Source organism: Algoriphagus iocasae (genome assembly GCF_014206875.1).
GTDB lineage: Bacteria > Bacteroidota > Bacteroidia > Cytophagales > Cyclobacteriaceae > Algoriphagus > Algoriphagus iocasae.
Window position 1 is genome coordinate 808,894 of the sequence record NZ_JACIJO010000003.1, and the last position, 18,272, is coordinate 827,165.

General features: G+C 30.7%; 14 protein-coding genes and 1 pseudogene. 14 read left to right on the forward strand and 1 reads right to left on the reverse strand.

Features of this window, described 5'->3' with window-relative positions; genetic code table 11:
* The first annotated feature begins 78 nt into the window (after positions 1-78).
* The 11 genes and pseudogenes from FHS59_RS17610 (at position 79) to FHS59_RS17660 (ending at position 12,052) form a co-directional block, all read left to right on the forward strand.
* On the forward strand, positions 79-1,581 hold the full coding sequence (locus FHS59_RS17610) for an MATE family efflux transporter (RefSeq protein ID WP_221444533.1): 1,503 nt from the start codon (positions 79-81) through the stop codon (positions 1,579-1,581).
* 170 nt (positions 1,582-1,751) lie between these two features.
* The gene (locus FHS59_RS17615) at positions 1,752-2,651 is read left to right on the forward strand and encodes a polysaccharide pyruvyl transferase family protein (protein WP_184496684.1); all 900 of its coding nucleotides are present in this window, start codon (positions 1,752-1,754) and stop codon (positions 2,649-2,651) included.
* Between the two features lies 1 nt (position 2,652).
* On the forward strand, positions 2,653-3,618 hold the full coding sequence (locus FHS59_RS17620) for a glycosyltransferase family 2 protein (protein WP_184496685.1): 966 nt from the start codon (positions 2,653-2,655) through the stop codon (positions 3,616-3,618).
* Complete coding sequence (locus FHS59_RS17625; RefSeq protein WP_184496686.1) at positions 3,615-4,616, forward strand: glycosyltransferase family 10 domain-containing protein; 1,002 nt, start codon at positions 3,615-3,617, stop codon at positions 4,614-4,616. Before FHS59_RS17620 ends, FHS59_RS17625 begins: the two co-directional genes overlap by 4 nt.
* A complete protein-coding gene (locus FHS59_RS17630) occupies positions 4,616-5,830 on the forward strand; it encodes a hypothetical protein (RefSeq protein ID WP_184496687.1) in 1,215 nt (404 codons plus the stop codon). The genes FHS59_RS17625 and FHS59_RS17630 overlap by 1 nt, the downstream gene beginning before the upstream one ends.
* A 167-nt stretch (positions 5,831-5,997) precedes the next feature.
* Positions 5,998-7,035, forward strand: coding sequence for a glycosyltransferase family 4 protein (locus tag FHS59_RS17635; RefSeq protein ID WP_246388508.1), 1,038 nt, complete (start codon positions 5,998-6,000; stop codon positions 7,033-7,035).
* A 296-nt stretch (positions 7,036-7,331) separates the two neighbouring features.
* Positions 7,332-7,493, forward strand: a pseudogene (locus FHS59_RS23630) (DapH/DapD/GlmU-related protein); the annotation flags it as partial.
* 80 nt (positions 7,494-7,573) lie between these two features.
* Positions 7,574-8,134: a WcaF family extracellular polysaccharide biosynthesis acetyltransferase gene (locus FHS59_RS17645; RefSeq protein WP_184496690.1), complete on the forward strand. Its 561-nt coding sequence runs from the start codon at positions 7,574-7,576 to the stop codon at positions 8,132-8,134.
* Between the two features lie 43 nt (positions 8,135-8,177).
* Positions 8,178-8,933 carry a glycosyltransferase family 2 protein gene (locus tag FHS59_RS17650; protein WP_184496691.1) on the forward strand — a complete coding sequence of 252 codons (756 nt, stop codon included), beginning with the start codon at positions 8,178-8,180 and terminating at the stop codon, positions 8,931-8,933.
* Complete coding sequence (locus FHS59_RS17655; protein WP_221444534.1) at positions 8,930-10,573, forward strand: capsule assembly Wzi family protein; 1,644 nt, start codon at positions 8,930-8,932, stop codon at positions 10,571-10,573. Before FHS59_RS17650 ends, FHS59_RS17655 begins: the two co-directional genes overlap by 4 nt.
* Positions 10,574-10,897: 324 nt before the next feature.
* The gene (locus FHS59_RS17660) at positions 10,898-12,052 is read left to right on the forward strand and encodes a glycosyltransferase family 4 protein (protein WP_184496692.1); all 1,155 of its coding nucleotides are present in this window, start codon (positions 10,898-10,900) and stop codon (positions 12,050-12,052) included.
* Positions 12,053-12,665: 613 nt separating this feature from the next.
* Here the strand turns inward: FHS59_RS17660 and FHS59_RS17665 are convergent.
* Positions 12,666-13,364, reverse strand: coding sequence for a sugar transferase (locus FHS59_RS17665; protein ID WP_184496693.1), 699 nt, complete (start codon positions 13,362-13,364; stop codon positions 12,666-12,668).
* 674 nt (positions 13,365-14,038) lie between these two features.
* On the opposite strand from FHS59_RS17665, the gene FHS59_RS17670 reads away from it, so the two are divergent.
* The 3 genes from FHS59_RS17670 (at position 14,039) to FHS59_RS17680 (ending at position 18,164) form a co-directional block, all read left to right on the forward strand.
* Complete coding sequence (locus tag FHS59_RS17670) at positions 14,039-15,175, forward strand: aminotransferase class I/II-fold pyridoxal phosphate-dependent enzyme (RefSeq protein ID WP_184496694.1); 1,137 nt, start codon at positions 14,039-14,041, stop codon at positions 15,173-15,175.
* A gap of 5 nt (positions 15,176-15,180) precedes the next feature.
* Positions 15,181-15,816, forward strand: coding sequence for a sugar transferase (locus tag FHS59_RS17675; protein ID WP_317168219.1), 636 nt, complete (start codon positions 15,181-15,183; stop codon positions 15,814-15,816).
* Positions 15,817-16,253: 437 nt separating this feature from the next.
* The gene (locus FHS59_RS17680; RefSeq protein WP_184496695.1) at positions 16,254-18,164 is read left to right on the forward strand and encodes a polysaccharide biosynthesis protein; all 1,911 of its coding nucleotides are present in this window, start codon (positions 16,254-16,256) and stop codon (positions 18,162-18,164) included.
* Positions 18,165-18,272 lie beyond the last annotated feature (108 nt).

Sequence of the window (18,272 nt, forward strand, 5' to 3'; positions counted from 1 at the left end):
TTGAGGTAGAAAAATCTAACTTTTTTAGTTCATCCCTTAAAAATCAGAAAATTTACTTTTATTAACCATCCACCTTCATTGTCTACATCAAAAACTATAGCTAAAAACACTTTACTTTTATATTTTAGGATGTTTTTGGTAATGGGTACAACCCTTTATATGTCCAGAATTGTTTTGGATCAGCTTGGAGTATCAGATTATGGTATTTATTCTTTGGTAGGCGGTATAATTGCTTTGTTTGGTTTTTTAAATTCTTCAATGTCTTCAGCCACACAACGATATTTGGCATTTGATTTAGGAAGAAAAGATGAAAAAAAGTTACAAAAGACCTTTAGTGTGACATTAACTATTCATATGGCCATTGCCATTCTGATTTTGTTTTTTGCTGAAACCATTGGTCTCTGGTATGTGAACTATATAGTAGTGTTACCTCCAGAGAGGCTCTTTGCGGCTAATTTAGTCTATCAATTTTCTGTTTTGACTGCTTTAATAGGTATAATTCAAGTCCCTTATGACTCACTTATCATTGCTTATGAAAAGATGAACGTTTACGCTTACATAAGTATGGTTGAAGTTGCTTTAAAATTAGGATTGGTTTTTGTATTAGTTAAATATGGAGGTGATAAGTTAATTGCTTATTCAATACTTGTCTTTTTGGTTACTTTAATTGTTAGAAGTATCTATCAGATTTATTGTATAAGAATGTATAAAGCAAGTAAATATAGTTTTGAGTATGATAAAATATATATAAAAGAATTGATTAGTTATTCTGGTTGGAATCTTTTTGGGGGGCTTGCATCTGTAAGTAGAGGACAAGGAATTAATGTTGTATTAAACTTATTCTTTGGAACAGTAGTAAACGCAGCTTATGGGTTGACTTTGCAAGTTCAAAGTGCAGTTAACCAGTTTGTAAATAACTTTCAAGTTGCTGTTAATCCTCAAATAATAAAGAATTATTCAGAAGGGAATCTTGAGAGGATGCATAAACTAATCATTCAAAGTTCAAAATTTTCTTTTTTATTAATGTTTCTTTTAGTTGCTCCAATTTTATTAAATACTGATTTTATTTTAAGTCTTTGGCTTAAAGATTCACCAGATCACACCACTATTTTTGTTCAATTAAGTTTAATAGCAATTCTTATTGATAGTATATCTTACCCTTTCAGGACGGGTATTCAAGCTACAGGTAACATTAAGACCTATCAAGCAGTAGTTGGTTCATTACAAATACTTTCTATCCCTATTTCAATTATTTGGTTATATTTTGAAAATAAGCCAAGCATTGTGTTCTATTCTATAATAATTTTATCTTTTTTTTCTTTAGTTTGTCGGATTTATTTTATAAGAAAAGAAGTAAATATGAATTTAAAAGAGTTCTTTTATCAAGTGATAATTAGAGTTGTATTAATAAGTTCTTTGGCGTACTGTAATTCAGAATTTCTTAATATTATTTATTTTCATTCCTACTGGAATAGATTGTTGTATTCAGTTCTAACAACTTTTATATTGGTTTTATTTGGCTTAAGTATTAAAGATATTTATATGGTTAAGACCTTTTTAACCAAAAGTAAACATGGGTGATATTATTTGTTTTGATGATGTTAAGTCATATATAATAAATCTAGCAGTATAATGGATTATAAATTTCAACAAAAAATCTCTTTTGATTTTTTATCTAATGACCCTTGGTTTGATTATCTTTCTTTTTTATATAATATTAATAATATTTAATAAATTTAAACTTTGATAAAATGATTAGATTGTACCATTATTTTAATAATTTTGGGGACGATTTGTCCCCCTATATAATTTCTAAGCTTAGTAAGGAAAAAGTTGTATACAGGAAGCCGTTCTCATTTAAAAGAAGTTTTCTTGATTTTTTAAGATTTTTTAAGAAGATTTTTTTAGAAGCTTCTTTTGATAAATCATTACTTATGTACTCTCCATTTCATAAGGTAATTATTTCAATTGGATCTATTCTTGAAGAATCCACATCAAATTCAGTTGTTTGGGGTTCTGGTCTTGGATCTCGAAATATAAATATCAAAGGTGGAAATTTTTTAGCTGTCAGGGGGCCTTTATCGCAGCAAAGATTGGCTGAACTTGGATTTAATGTTCCGACCGCTATTGGGGATCCTGCCATTCTCTTGCCCTTAATTTATCCTTCGGGAGAACGTAGTATTGTTAAGAAATTTAAAATCGGAATAATACCTCATAAAACAGACTTTCATGAGGTTAATGAAAAGGCAAAGAATTTAAATAGAAGTGAAATATTAATTTTGAATCTTGGTGATGTTAATTTAGAAAATGCTATTGATGATATTATCTCTTGCCAATATGTTTTATCTTCATCTTTGCATGGGTTAATAGTTGCCCATTCTTACAATATTCCAGCTGTTCGTTTTCGAAAAGGTGTATTATTTGGTGATGGAAGCAAATTTTTAGATTATTTTTTATCCGTTGGAATTTCTGACTATGATCCAATTGATTTTCAAGATATAGATTTTTCTGAAATTGAAAATATTATAAGTGCTGTTAATAAATTTGATGCTTTTTCATTACCAAAAAATGATTTAAGGGAATTACAAAAATCACTGTTAAATGCAGCTCCATTTTATGTACATGAAAGTTTTAAGAAATTAATAAATTAACTTGAAAATCAGTTTAATAATTCCAGCATACAATGCTGAGAATCATATTTTAAAATGCTTATCCAGTGTATTAGATCAAGACATAGCTAAAGATGAATATGAAATTATAGTTGTAGATGATGGGAGTACCGACAATACAAATAGAATTGTTCAAGAATTTATTGAACATTCAGAAAATATTATTCTTCTTAGCCAAGAAAATCAGCGTCAAGGGGCTGCTAGAAATAATGCACTTAAAATCGCAAAGGGTGAATTTATTTGGTTTGTAGATAGCGATGATTATATAGAAAGTAATGTCCTATTATTTTTGTATACTTTGGCAATTGAGAACAATTTGGATTTGTTGTGTTTTAAAAATTATAAAGTATCTGATAATACAATAGTAGAAAATGACTTGAATTTGAAATATTTGTCTTTTAATTCAATTTATTCCGGTCAGGAATTTATTAATTCTCATAATATCTATTGTGGCCCATGTTTCTGTATTTATAGAAGGGAATTTTTAAATGAATATAATTTAAAGTTTAAGGAAGGTGTATTTTATGAAGATAATGAATTTATGCTTCGTATATATTATTATGCGAATAGAGTTTATTATGTAAAAAAAGTTTGTTATTTTGTTGTATTAACAAATGAGTCTGCTACGCGACAAATATCACCTGTTCCTATTTTTGATCTCATAAAAGTTGTTTGCTATATGCTTGAATTCTCAAATGAAATTGAATCAAACCGGAAGACATATACTAATAGCCTTTATTATGTTGTATTGACATTTAATACTGCCCTTTATAGATTGAGAGTCCAAAATGAGATTATACATAAGGAATTTATTGAAAGAATAAAATATATAAGAAAGCCACTAATTAGAGCTATGTTTAGATCAAATTCGGTAAAATATTTTTTAGAAGGTCTTATTTTTACTTTTTCAAGTAAACTACTATTATTAATATCAAATGTTTTAAAATGAAATTTATAAATATTTTAACACGTTATAATTTTCCTAATTTTATTCATCAATTAGATAATGCACGGTTTAAAAACATAATATCTTTTCATGAAAATTCAAGCGAAGAAATTATTTGGGATTTCATTGTTGTTTATGAAGGAATAAATGAGATAAGGGATTTTAAAGTTAAGAAAGGTGGTTTAATTTTTATTTCTGGAGAACCTCCAATGAGTAGTGTTTATCCAAAGAAATTCTTAGATCAATTTGACCTTGTTATATCTTCTCATCCTAGACTAAATCACCCTAGAAATATTCTTTTTCAACAAGGTCTTAATTGGCATTTTGGATATAACTTCCGGAAGAATTCTTATTCTTACACATACGAAAGTTTGATTAATTTGGCACTACCGGTTAAAACAAAAAATATTTCTATTATTTCATCTTCAAAGAGAATGATGCCTGGGCATAGAAAGCGGAGTAAATTAATAGGTTCTCTGATGAAGCAATTCCCGGATTCAATAGATTTTTTTGGTAAGGGAATAAAACCAATTGATGATAAAGCTGATGCTTTACTTCCCTATAGATTTCATATTTGTATTGAAAATTCTTTTATTAATGATTATTGGACTGAGAAATTTGCTGATCCCTTGTTAGGTTATAGTGTTCCAATTTATATTGGTTGTCCTAATATAAAAAAATATTTTGATGATGATTTTTACTTTCATTTTAATATTTCAGATTCAAATGGGCTTGTTAATTTAATTCATCAAATAAATCAAAATCCTGTTAAAATCTATAATGAAAAAATAGGATCCCTCATTGAAGGAAGAAAAAAACTCTTGAATGAATATAATATTTTCTCCTTAATAAATTTTATTATTCCTAGAATTACTTTATTTGATTCTTTTAAATATTATTCTGTTTCTCTTTTACCTTGTAATCATTTCAAAATATATAATTTTTTGTTGTATAAATTGCGTTTAAGAAGGTTGATTCTTCGTTTTATTTCTTTATATTGATGACTCAGAGATTATTTTTATATTTTATAGGAATTATTTTTATTTCTATGTCCATTTCTGCAATGGGTGTATTTTTAATTGCAAAAATACTTCCAGTTAATCTTTCTGAAATTTTCTTAATTCCTGGTATAGTACTAGTTTTGTCTGCTAATAAAGATATAAAAGATATTATTATAAGGAACTTGAAGAAAAAGAATATTGTTATTTGTTTTTTTGCTTTATCTTTATTCTCAATTATTGGATTAATGACTGGTAATAATATAGCATTCGTTTATTCTGATTTTCGATCAATATTTATTTTTTTATTTTTTTCAATATTGGTTGTCGAGAATTATGAAAAACAAGTGACTTTTAAAAATTTTGTCTACCATATTTTTATTTGTGTTTCTTTATTTGATTTTATTTTTTTATTATTTAGAAAATCATATTTTTACATGGATACTGAAAGATTTATTGCTTTAACAATCTGTCCATTTGTTTTATCTATTATTTTTCTTAATAAGAATAAATATTTCTCTTCTGGGGTTTTTTTAATCATTTTGATTTATCAGACAGTGGTTTCAACCATGAGAATTAATTATGTTTTTATTATTTTTTACCTACTATATTTACTTTTTTTTATTTTCATTTCGATTAGAAATAAGAAAATGTTTTTTAAATCAATAGTCTTTGTTGTATTACTTGTTTTTTCTTCTTTTAAATTTGCTCCTTTAGTTTTAAACTTTTTAGAATCTAATGGTAGTAGATATGTTCATTCGATTGTAAGAACAGAATCTATGTTAAATAATTTTGATGAAGAGGAAGAAATTCGCATTAATACTATAAAGTTATTTTATAAAGAACCTATGTCATTAATATTTCCTCAAGGATTGGGATGGAGAAATCATATTGACCGTATTCAAAATCTTTACCGTGAGAAGTACAGTGTTCTTAGTACTATGGATTCAAATATTTTCTATTGTTTCTATCATTTTGGATTATTTTTTGGCTTTTTAATAATTATTTTTTTATTTAGATTATTATTTCATCTTTTTATTAATGTTTTATCTCAATGTTCATTTATAGGATTTGTTTATTATACTGTTCTTATTGGTAGTTTTTGTTCAATGTTTGTTTTAAAATCTTGGATATTTGTTTATTTTAACTTTGGTTTTATATATGCATTTATAATAGTTCTTTTACGATATCCAGACAAATATTTTTTAAAGCATTAATTGATTGCGTTGAATTTAATTTCTAAGGTTTTTTAATTATAATTATTAATATTTTATTTTTCTTCTAAATTGAGTTCTTGTTTTATTTATTCCTTTACTTTGTTATGATCAAATATTGTTTTATTCATAATTTCGCTCAACATTATAGGTTAGGTATTTTTAAAAAATTGAATCCTCATTTTGATTTTTACTTTGGAAACAAGATAGATGGATCAATTGCAAAGTTGGATTATTCCAAATTGTCTAATTTTAGAGGTGAATTGCGAAATATCACTTTGATATTTAAACCTTTTTATTATCAGATAGGTGCATTTAAGTTGTTGTTTAAAAAGTATGATAAATTTCTTCTGTTAGGGGAATATTATTGTGTAAGTACTTGGTTGATTTTAATTTTTGGTAAAATTCTAAATAAAAAAGTGTTTTTATGGACTCATGGATGGTATGGGAATGAATCCTTTATTAAGGGGTTTGTAAAAAAGGTCTTTTTTAAGATGGCAGACGGTTTATTTCTATATGGAGATTATGCGAAGAAATTAATGATTTCTGAAGGATTTGATGGTTCTACACTCCACGTTGTTTATAATTCTTTAGATTATGACCAGCAATTTGCTATCCGAAAAAGAATACAACTTTCTTCAGTATTTAAAGGTCATTTTTTAAATAATAATCCAAATTTGATTTTTATTGGTAGGTTGACAAAAATCAAGAGGCTAGATTTATTAATAGAAGCAGTATCTTTATGTTCTTTGTCGGGTAATGCAGTTAACTTGACAATAATCGGCGATGGTGATGAACTTTCATTTTTGGAGGTGTTAGTACGTAATTATAACCTTAATGTTTGGTTTTATGGTCCTTGCTATGAAGAAGAAAAGATTGCTGAATTAGTTTATAACGCAGATCTTTGCGTTTCTCCTGGAAATGTTGGGCTTACAGCAATGCATAGTTTGGGCTATGGAACTCCTGTAATTACACATAATGATTTTACAAATCAAATGCCAGAATTTGAAGCTATCGCTCCGGGTGAAACTGGTGATTTTTTTGAATATCAAGATATTAATTCACTTCATAATAAAATTATCACTTGGCTTGATGATAAAAGTGGAAAGCGTGAACTTGTTCGACAAAATTGTTTTAAAATGATAGATCTTAAATATAATCCTAAATATCAAAGCGAACTAATATTGTCTATATTGGAAAAGTGGTAGTTATGTTGATGCTACGAAAAGTATATCGGTCTTTAAAGATGTTCATTTTCAGGTTTTTTTATGGCTTAAAAAATGTTCATCCGACATTTTATATGGGTGGTTCATCTAAAATAGCAAAAAATTTAAAAGCAGATGCTTTTGTTTATGTTGGACCAAAATGTATTATTTATCCTAATGTTGAAATAGGAGCTTATAGTATGTTGGCTAATAATGTTTCTATTTTGGGGGCAGATCATAAGTATACAATACCTGGTGTCCCTATTATTTTTGCAGGAAGGGACAAACTACTTAATACTCAAATTGGTAAAGATGTTTGGATTGGGGCACATGCTATAATAATGACTGGTGTAAAAGTCGGAGATGGAGCTATTATAGCAGCGGGATCGGTGGTAACAAAAGATTGTGAACCTTTCACTATTTATGGTGGTGTTCCAGCCAAGAAGATTAAGAGTAGATTTGAAAAAGATGAGGATATTGAAGTCCACAGAAATATGCTTTTAAAAAATAGTAATAGTTTGGGGTTTGGAATTAATGACTTATGTTAGAAGAAAATAGAGTTAATTTTTCAGCTTACAAGAACAATGAATATTATCCTGGTCCTAAAGTTAAAATATTAATTTGGACATTTATAAATGCATTTTTTTTTAATAATTCATTTGCTGTGTTTAATTCTTTGAAGCTTTTTATTCTTAAGATCTTTGGGGCTAAGATTGGAGCAAATGTTTTAATTAAGCAATCTGTTAATATTAAATACCCTTGGTTTTTGAAAATAGGAAATAATGTGTGGATTGGTGAAGGTGTTTGGATTGATAATCTTACACAAGTTTCAATAGGAAATAATGTATGTATTTCACAAGGGGCCATGCTATTATGTGGGAATCATGATTATAAAAAAAAATCTTTTGATTTAATTTTAGGTGAAATACAATTAGATGAAGGGGTTTGGATAGGTGCAAAAGCAATTGTTTGTCCGGGTGTCAAATGTCACACCCATTCAATTTTGACTGTTGGTTCGATAGCTTCACAAAATCTTGATGGATTCACCATCTATCATGGTAATCCAGCTAAACCAGTTCGCAAAAGAGTTATTCAAGAATAATTAAATTATTCATATTTATCTATAATAATTAATACATTTGTTTTTGAAGGTTTCTATCATAACTGTCACATATAATTCTTCTGAAACCGTTCAGGATACTATCAATAGTATTCGTTCACAAGATTATCCCGATTTTGAATATATCATTGTTGATGGTAAATCAAGTGATGCAACAGTTGACATCATCAATAATAATTTGGATGTTATTTCTAAATGGATTTCTGAGCCAGATAATGGTCTTTATGATGCTATGAATAAAGGAATTAAGATGGCTACAGGAGATATTGTAGGGATTATTAACTCTGATGACTTTTACCATAAATCAGATTCAATTTCTCAGATTGTTGAAGCATTTGAAAACTTTGATACTGAATCCGTTTATGCAGACGTTATTTTTGTTGATCCTTCCAATTTAGGAAAGACTGTGCGATATTATAGTTCAAAAAGATTTGCTCTTTCTAAGTTTAGAAAAGGGATTATGCCTGCTCACCCAACATTTTTCACCTATAGAAGAAATTTTGAAAAGTATGGCTATTACAAAACAGATTATAAAATTACCGCTGATTTCGAATTACTCGTAAGATTCCTTTACAAATACAAATTGAGCTCTCATTATTTGCCAATTCCTTTGATGAAAATGCGGACTGGCGGGCTGAGCACTAAATCATGGAAAAGTAATATTATTATTAATCAAGAGGATTTACGTGCTTGCAAAGAGAATGGACTGAAGACTAACTATTTCTGGCTGTATTCTAGATACTTTAAAAAATTGCTTGAATATTTTCCTAAACTATTTTGAAAAAGATTCTTTTCCTTGTAATTCTCTTTATACTTCTCTTAGATATATCTGGATTAGCACAATCATTACCAGCTAATTTTCCTGTATTAGTGGAATCTGAGAGACGCAATCAGTTAATTGATTCTTTATCCAAGTATAATTCTTTTGCGCTTAGACCTCATATAGTCGATACCTTGATCTACTCATATTCAAAGAGTATAATTGATAGTGAAGTTTCAATCAAATTAAGCCCAATAATAAATACCACAAGAATTAGTACCAAAAGGCCTTACAGCTGGGCAGATAATGGAATGATATCTAACCCAGGATTCCAAACTTATTTTTCTGGCGGGATAAATGTAAAATGGAAATTTATAAATTTTGATTTTCGTCCTGAATTAATAATTGTTCAGAACCAAGGTTTTGAAACTAATCTAGATAACTTTTCAGAATCAGAATTAAGAAATAAGTTTTTTTATTGGAATTATGGTGATTTCCCAGAACGTTTTGGGGACGGTTGGTTAGTAAATACTTGGTGGGGTCAATCCAAACTGACTTTTGAGTATGGTGCTTTTGAAATAGGAGCTGCGACAGAAAATATTTGGTGGGGGCCTGGCCAGTTTAATGCTTTAACCTTCTCCAACAATGCCCAAGGTTTTCCTCATTTGACTTTAAATACTATAAAACCAGCGAAGACTTTTTTAGGCAATTTTGAAACTCAATTTATAATAGGACAACTTCAAAATTCTGGTCTAGATCCCTCACAATATCCTGAATTGAATGATAAATATTTCACCCCTTTTTCTGGTGACTGGAGGTACCTAAATGCGTTAATGTTATCATATAATCCAAAGTGGATACCTAATCTTTTTGTAGGCTTTACTCGAACATTCCAGCAGTATTCCGAATCAATGGGGCATGGGTTTTTAGATTATTTCCCCGTTTTCAATGGTGTCACAAAAGACCAATATGGTTTTGATAGAGATGAAGATGGGCAAGATCAGCAAATTACTGTTTTTGGTAGATATGTTATTCAAAAAACAAAATCTGAATTCTATTTTGAATTTGGGCGTAGAGATCATTCCTTAAATTGGAGAGAGTTTATTCTAAATCCAGAACATGCACGAGCCTATATTCTAGGTTTCGTACAGTTGTTTGATCTTCCTTCTACTTCAAAATTACTTCATATTCGCGGGGAAATGACTCAGCAGCAGGAATCTGTAAATAGGTATATTCGTTATGAAGGGCTTGGTGGCGGCCTAACTTGGCAAACACATACTCCAGCCCGTGGTTTTGTAAATTATGGACAACCTTTAGGAGTTGGCATAGGAGTAGGGGCTAACGTGCAGACATTGGAATTTTCTCTTGTTGAAGGCATGGATAAAATGGGTGTTCAACTGGAGCGCCTGGCCAATAATCAGGATTTCTATTACAAAGCTCAATTACAGGATACTCAACGTAAACCATGGGTTGATATGTCCCTAGGATTTCTATTTGATAAAAAATGGGATAATTTATTATTAAGCTCAAAACTACAAATCATCCGAGCTCATAATTATCAATGGCAATTGGACCCAACTAGTACTCCAGATTTTCCGAAAGGGGAGAACTTAACTTCATTTTTGGCCCAGACGAGTCTGATTTATTTCTGGAATAAATAAGAATCCCTATTAAAATGTTGTACTTAAATTTCTTCTTAAAGATACTCGATGTGGTACTTATCTACAGATTTTAACCTGCGTTTACTTTTTTGGGTAGATTTCACCCAATAATTTTGGATTGAACTGGTTTTATTTTTAATTAAAACATGAATTTATGGAAGTCTTTAAAATGAAGATAAGTTTATTTTGTTAAATTAAATGTTTCACATACAAAAAAAGGAATTTCATATTTTTCATAAAAAGTTCTTAAAATTATTTTTTTGTTAATGGCAAGGCATTTGTTTTAAAGATTCTTAAATTTGCTAAAATTCTAAACCACTAGCTATGCTTTTTTTATTCGTTATTCTGACTGCTTTTTCAGTTGGTTTTTTGATCTATCCAATTTTGATTTCCTTTTTGAAGAAAATGAAATTAGGAGATACACCAGGAGGTAGAAAAATCCATAAAGCTTTTATTCCATCAATGGGAGGGATAGGTTTCGTTTGTGCTGCTGGCGTTGCTGTAGGAATTTGGGGATGGCAATTTCCGCTTCCTGATCTCCGGTATTTACTTGGGGCTATTTTTTTAATGTTTCTCGTTGGCTTGAGAGATGATATTGTTGAGTTAAAGGCATCGAGAAAATTACTTGGTCAAATTGTGGCAGTGATGCTAGTGGTCGTGGCTGCAGATATACGGATTAAAACATTTCATGGTTTTTTGGGGATTGGAGAATTGAACTTGGCTTTCAGTTATATATTTTCCTCAATAGTACTTTTGGCTCTAACAAATGGATTCAATTTGATTGATGGATTAGATGGACTGGCTGGCACGATTTCAATTATCACTTTAACCATATTAGGTTCTTGGTTTTATGTACAGGGTATTGAAAGTTATGCTTTATTAAGTTTTGTGTTTTTGGGTGGTGTTCTCTCATTTATGGTTTTTAACTGGCATCCCGCTAAAATCTTTATGGGGGATACTGGATCTTTGTCTTTGGGATTTACTTTGGCTACTTTAATTATAGCTTTTATGGAAATTAATGAAGCTTTGCCTGTTGGAACATTTTTAAAAGTTGAACCTACATTTTCTGTTTCAGTGGCTTTGATGATTTTTCCCTTATATGATATGGGAAGAGTATTCACTAAAAGGTTAGCACAAGGAAAAAGACCAATGAGCCCTGATAAGTCTCATGTGCATCATTTTTTAATGCGAATGGGACTTAGTCATGATAAAGTGGCTTTTATTTTAGGTTTCATTCAACTGGGGATTATTCTATTAGCATTTGGGATGAAAGATTTCTCCGACCATATTGTAATGCCTATTATTTCATTTATTGTGATTGTTCTAGGACTTAGACTGGATCAAATCACTGTAAAGTATGTGAAGAAAAAAGTTGAATTAGCCCCTAGAATTCTTGAGATTAAAGAATTGGGTAACAAAGGAAAGACAAAAGTCAAAATTGATAAAACTGAATTCAAAGAAGAAGTAAATTTGAACTAAAATTCTACTTAAAAAAATCCATAAGAAAACCTGCTAAAACTAAATCTAGCAGGTTTTTTTTAGTTTAAGACTAACTTATAGAATTGAATGGTTACTATAGAGTATTAAATACATTTTGGTTTTTTGATGGACAGCTCAAATAGAATATTTGCTTCAATACATTACAATTTAAAAATTTAAATTTTCATCAAACTTTTGGACTTGAATTAGCTTGTAAAATGATTTCATCTTGCTTTATTTCTAACAATCTATTATAGGCAAATTGAAACTGAGTAGATTCTTTATCAAGTTTCCCGATAAGACCTTACATCGGAACTTTTAAGTAAATTCGTTTTCTCAATTAATTTCAATTATCAAATGAAAAGTGAATTGCGAGATAAATATTCTCTAAGAAAGTTCCTTTTTATTAAACCGCCAAAGCAATATTTCGCATTAATAAACCAAAATGAATTCTGGTCTTCTGTTTCCTACAAAAAAGGTTTCGACTCAATCAATAATTCTCATAGTAAATGGATTTTAATACCTAATTAATTATCAATTATCGATATATAAATTGCTAACTAATCCCTACAAGATGGAGTTAAATAATAAACTCTTTTACTTAATATTTATTTCAGAATAGGATTGATTTAAAAGTCATCCATAAAATCTTGAGATCAAAAAGTCCTGATCTATTCTTTATATAATACAAGTCCAGCTTAAATCTAAAATATGTAGAATTTGGTATTTCAGTGTCACCTCTATAACCTTTTGCCTGAGCAAGCCCTGTCAGCCCTGGTTTTACTAAATGCCTATAATTATAACCTTCAATAAAAGTAGAATTTTGCTTATTCTGAGCTGGTATCAATGGTCTAGGGCCTACTAATGACATATTTCCATAAAGGACGTTGAAAAATTGTGGAAGTTCGTCAATACAAGTCTTTCTAATAAATTTGCCCACTTTGGTAATTCTTGGATCATCTTCTGAAGCTTTTTTAAAATCCGCCTCTTTGTTGATGACCATTGATCTGAATTTATAACAATAAAAAGTGGAATTATTAAGACCATTTCTCTTTTGTTTAAAAAATACTGGACCTTTTGAATCCAATTTGATTAAGATTGCTATTAATGGAAAAAACCACCATCCCCAAAGAATAAAAAAACTAATAGCCCCAATAAGATCAAATATTCTCTTTCCTATCAAATTAGATCCATTAATAGTTGGGAGATCAACCACCTCGATGAACTTACTCTTGTTTTTAGGTAAATTGAGAGTAAGACTAACTTCAGAAATGTTTTCTTCAGAAATGTTTTCTTTTACTTGATTGGACATAAATGTCGAGGTAGCTGTTAAACTATCAATTAAAAATTTAATTTAATCGTTTCAAATTTCACCATTTTTGGTTCTACATCAAATAAAAACAAAAGGTTTTTGCTTAAACTCATCCTTTCGTTTTGATTTGGCTAAAAAATAAAACAAAAATAAAGCCATGGCTTTTAGTTGGGGTAGTAATTAATCTTTTTTGCTTATTTTTTGAAAATCTCTTTAACATCTAAATAAATCCCGTGTGCATTATTTTTTGATGAGGATGGGACTCAGGCATGATCAAGTTTCCTTTCTTTTAGGCTTTTTGCAATTAACTGTGATTTTTTTGCTGATTTCTATCGTGACTTTTCGGACAATTTAGTTCTTCCAATCATTTCAATGTTTGCAATTTTCCTTGGTTTAAGATTAGATCATGTGACGGTTAAATACATAAAGAAAAAAGTCGATCTTTCACCTAGATTATTGGAAAATAGAGTGTTAGAAACTAGGAAGAAAAAGAAAATTCATTTATATAAAAGCAATTTTAAGGACAACCCAATCAATATGAATTGATTTGAGAATATTTGAAGTGCAATTTTATCTATGCGAAAAGCTTTTTAATATAGATTTTCTCTTGAAAAATTGGTTTGGTTTTTGTGATTTTAGTGGTATGTTTAGAATTGAATTTCTTCCTTAACTGAATGGCTTACCGAATTCCACTTTCCTTTCCAGTATTTGAGGGTAATGAAAACCATTATACTGGCGAGGTACTGGCCTCAGGGAATTTGGCTACTTACGGTTCATTTATTGATAAATTCGAGAAAAAATTAGCAAGGAAAATTAAATCTCATCAGGCTGTTGCGCTAAACTCCGGAACATCTGCTTTGCATTTGGCGATGGTTCTTTTAGGTATAGGGCCTGGGGATGAGGTGATCTGCCAATCATTTACTTTTTGTGCTTCCGCTAATCCCATTGTTTATCTAGGAGCCAAACCCATCTTTGTAGATAGTGAAACTGATACCTGGAATATTTCTCCTGAATTATTAGAGGATGTTATCTTAACAAGAATTGCTTCCGGCAAAAAGCCTAAAGCCATTGTACTTGTACATCTCTTTGGGATGCCAGCAAAGATCAAAGAAATCATGGAAGTGGCACTAAAGTACCAAATCCCTGTTTTAGAGGATGCTGCAGAAGCGGTTGGAAGTAAATATGAAGGGAACTCCTGCGGAACTTTTGGGAAAATTGGAATTTTCTCTTTCAATGGGAATAAAATTATTACTTCAGGAGGAGGAGGGGCCTTGATTTCTAATGAAACATCGATTGTACAAAAAGCAGCACATTTATCTACTCAGGCTAGAGAAGACCTGCCTTATTACCAGCATCTGGAAATAGGATACAATTACAAGATGAATAACCTAACAGCCGCTATTGGCCTAGCCCAATTAGAAAAGTTGGATGAGTTTGTTAGAAGAAGAAGAAAAATCAATCAAATTTATAGGGAAATGTTTTCAAATTTTCCTGGTATTTCTTTTCAGGATGAAAGTAATGAAAGCTATTCCAACTATTGGTTGACTGCAATATTGATTGATGAAAAGGTGACTGGCTTCTCAAATGATAAGTTAAGGCTTACCCTACTGAAAAAAGGTATTGAAACCAGATTTTTATGGAAACCACTCCATTTGCAACCTGTATTTAAAGAATTGCCTTTTTATGGGGGAAATGTGGCTGAAAGTATGTTTTTAAAAGGTCTTTGTTTACCTAGTTCTTCTAATTTGAGTTTTGATCAACAGGAGGAAATTGCCAGCTTGATTGAAAAAGATATTCTAAAAAGTTTCTAAAAGTGATTTACCAAGAGCGCTTTAAAAGACCTTTGGATATGTTGATGTCCAGTTTGATGTTATTAGTTCTTTCACCTGTATTTATACTTTTAACATTAATTCTTGGTATTTATTACCGATCCTCTCCCTTTTTTGCTCAAGCAAGACCAGGGAAGAATGGGAAAATTTTCTATATCCTGAAGTTCAAAACCATGGATGATATTTTGGATGAACGTGGCTTATTGCTTCCGGATGAAAAGAGAATTACAATTTTAGGTAAATGGATTAGAAATTCATCTTTGGATGAGATTCCTCAACTTATAAATGTCCTGAAAGGCGATATGAGTATGGTGGGACCAAGACCTCTCTTAAGAGAATATATGATGCTTTATTCCGAGGAACAAAATAGGAGGCATGAAATGAGGCCAGGTGTGACTGGTTGGGCTCAGGTAAATGGGCGAAATGCCATTTCCTGGGAGCAGAAGTTTAAATACGATGTTTGGTACGTTAGCAATTGCAGTTTTCTATTGGATGTGAAAATCTTATTTAGCACATTTTTTAATGTTTTAGCAGGTAAAGGTATCACTCAACAAGGTCATGTAAGTTCGGGTAAATTCACGGGTTCAACTGTGAGAAATTTATCCAATCGAAGTATTTCCTGAAGGGGTTTTTTGCAGTTTTAGTTTGCTGTGTTCAGTCGCAGTAGGCAGTAGGCAGTGTTCAGTCGCAGTTGGTAGTTGATCTATGTGAATAGTAGGATGTATTATTCTTTGAACCTAAAAAGTATTTGATTTTTAAGTAAAAACATTCGATTTCAGATATCTAATATCCAAATTGACAACATCGCTTCATTAAAAAAGTCTAAAATTTTATTATATTTTTATAAGTTTTTTTCAGTTGTGAATTGGATTTTACTCATGGGAAAATCAACAATAGACTTTTTAATTATGGTAATAACACAAAATGAAATTGGAATTATTTGAAAATAACATTCGCATGTTTGTTTAAAAAATAATTATCTAGATTATTTATCATATATTTGCTCCCTAGCTAAAGTAAGTTTGAATTCAAATAATTATAATTTGACTGAATTTCTACTATGAATTTTTTGACCAAGTTAAAAATCCTTCCCAGATGGATAATAGCTACGCTTGACTCTTTTATTTTATTACAATGTGCCCTTTTTGGATATTTGGTACGCTTCAACTTTGAATTGGCTCTAATTGAGCAAAATGACGCATTTGCAGGTTCCTTTACTTTTATGGTGGGAGGTCTTCTCGTGATGCAGAATACCAGAAGCTATGAAGGAATTGTCAGACATACCGGTTTTAGGGATGGTTCCAATATTTTCAAAACGGTCATTATTAATTTTGTATTATTTCTATTCCTGAATTTTTTTCATGGGAATTTCCTCAATGATAGATTTCTATTACCAACATCAGTATTGATTATTGCTAGTTTATCAGCCATGTTTATGTTGATATTCTACAGACTATTGGTAAAAGAACTATTTGTCTATTTGAAAAATGGCATCACAGAGAGGGAAATGAAAAACGGAGTAATTTTCGGAGCTGGTGAAGCGGGGATTATTGCTCAGGAAGCGATTAAAAGAGATAGTGCAAGTTTATTCAATACAGTGGCTTTTCTGGATGACGATCCTAAAAAGGAGGGGAAGAATATCGATGGGAAAAGAATTTTTAGAGGAATAAATGAGTTAGAAAGATTGGTTAAAAATCATTCTATCACTGAGCTAATCATTGCTGTGAGAGATCTTTCTGTAAGTAGGAAGAATGAAATCATAGATGAGTGTTTGCGATTGAAAGTATCTGTTTCAATCGTACCTCCAGTTGATCAATGGATCAATGGAGGTCTGACTGCCGGAGCCATTCGTGAAATTAAGATTGAAGATTTATTAAGTAGGGAGCAAATCCGTCTTGAAAATCCTAGGATACAGGAGGATTTGATCAATAAAGTAGTTTTAGTCACAGGGGCTGCCGGTTCCATTGGGTCTGAACTCTGCAGACAAATTTCCCATTATGAGCCTAAACTTTTGATCCTCTTGGATATTGCTGAGTCAGCACTCTATGATGTAGAGCAAGAGTTTAGAGAAAAATGGCCTAATTGTCCGATTAAGATTATTCTTGGTGATGTTAGGAATAAGAAAAAGATGAAAGAGGTTTTCAGATCTTTGAAGCCTCAAGTCGTGTTCCATACTGCTGCATACAAGCATGTTCCGATGATGGAGAACTATCCGGAAGAAGCTGTTCATGCCAATGTAATCGGCACAAAAGTTCTAGCAGATCTTTCAGTTTTATCTCAGGTAGATAAGTTTGTTTTCGTATCTACAGACAAAGCTGTTAACCCAACCAATGTAATGGGGGCCAGCAAACGAACTGCAGAAATGTATGTTCAGGCACTTAATGAATATTTGGAAACCAACCATAAGAAGTATCATACCAAGTTTATCACCACTCGTTTTGGAAATGTATTGGGCTCCAATGGTTCGGTAATTCCTTTATTCAAAAAGCAGATTTTGCATGGTGGTCCAATTACGGTGACACATCCTGATATTACCAGATACTTTATGACTATTCCTGAGGCTTGTCAACTCGTTTTGGAAGCAGGAGTTATGGGTGAAGGTGGAGAAATTTATGTCTTTGACATGGGGCAACCTGTGAAGATTTTGGATCTAGCTAAAAAGATGATCCAACTTTCTGGAAAGAAAGTGGATCAGGATATAAAAATAGTTTTTTCTGGATTGAGAGAAGGGGAGAAACTGTACGAGGAATTATTGAATGATTTTGAAACCGTAAAAATCACTCACCATCCTAAGATTAAGATTGCTCAAGTGGCTCCGTCTTCCTATCATAAAATAGATGGTCAAATCGAGTTATTTAATGACTTGATCGGAAAGAATTCAGAAAATGAATTGGTGAGTCATTTGAAAGTGATTGTGCCAGAATTTATTTCCAATTCCTCCAGATTCGAAGTCCTGGATCGATTGAATTGATTTTTTTGAAAAAGGAGTCGTTAGTCAACTGTCCACTACCTTCTGCTTATTGATCATTGAGATCTTTAAATTTGATTAGTAAAAAAATCCCCCTAACCCCCTTTGAAT

Bases quoted from the DNA above. Each gene is read 5' to 3' on its own strand.
- FHS59_RS17665 (WP_184496693.1), bottom strand. From the start codon at position 13,364: ATGTCCAATCAAGTAAAAGAAAACATTTCTGAAGAAAACATTTCTGAA.
- FHS59_RS17625 (WP_184496686.1), top strand. From the start codon at position 3,615: ATGAAATTTATAAATATTTTAACACGTTATAATTTTCCTAATTTTATT.
- FHS59_RS17680 (WP_184496695.1), top strand. From the start codon at position 16,254: ATGAATTTTTTGACCAAGTTAAAAATCCTTCCCAGATGGATAATAGCT.
- FHS59_RS17670 (WP_184496694.1), top strand. From the start codon at position 14,039: ATGGCTTACCGAATTCCACTTTCCTTTCCAGTATTTGAGGGTAATGAA.
- FHS59_RS17630 (WP_184496687.1), top strand. From the start codon at position 4,616: ATGACTCAGAGATTATTTTTATATTTTATAGGAATTATTTTTATTTCT.
- FHS59_RS17615 (WP_184496684.1), top strand. From the start codon at position 1,752: ATGATTAGATTGTACCATTATTTTAATAATTTTGGGGACGATTTGTCC.
- FHS59_RS17660 (WP_184496692.1), top strand. From the start codon at position 10,898: ATGCTTTTTTTATTCGTTATTCTGACTGCTTTTTCAGTTGGTTTTTTG.
- FHS59_RS17645 (WP_184496690.1), top strand. From the start codon at position 7,574: ATGTTAGAAGAAAATAGAGTTAATTTTTCAGCTTACAAGAACAATGAA.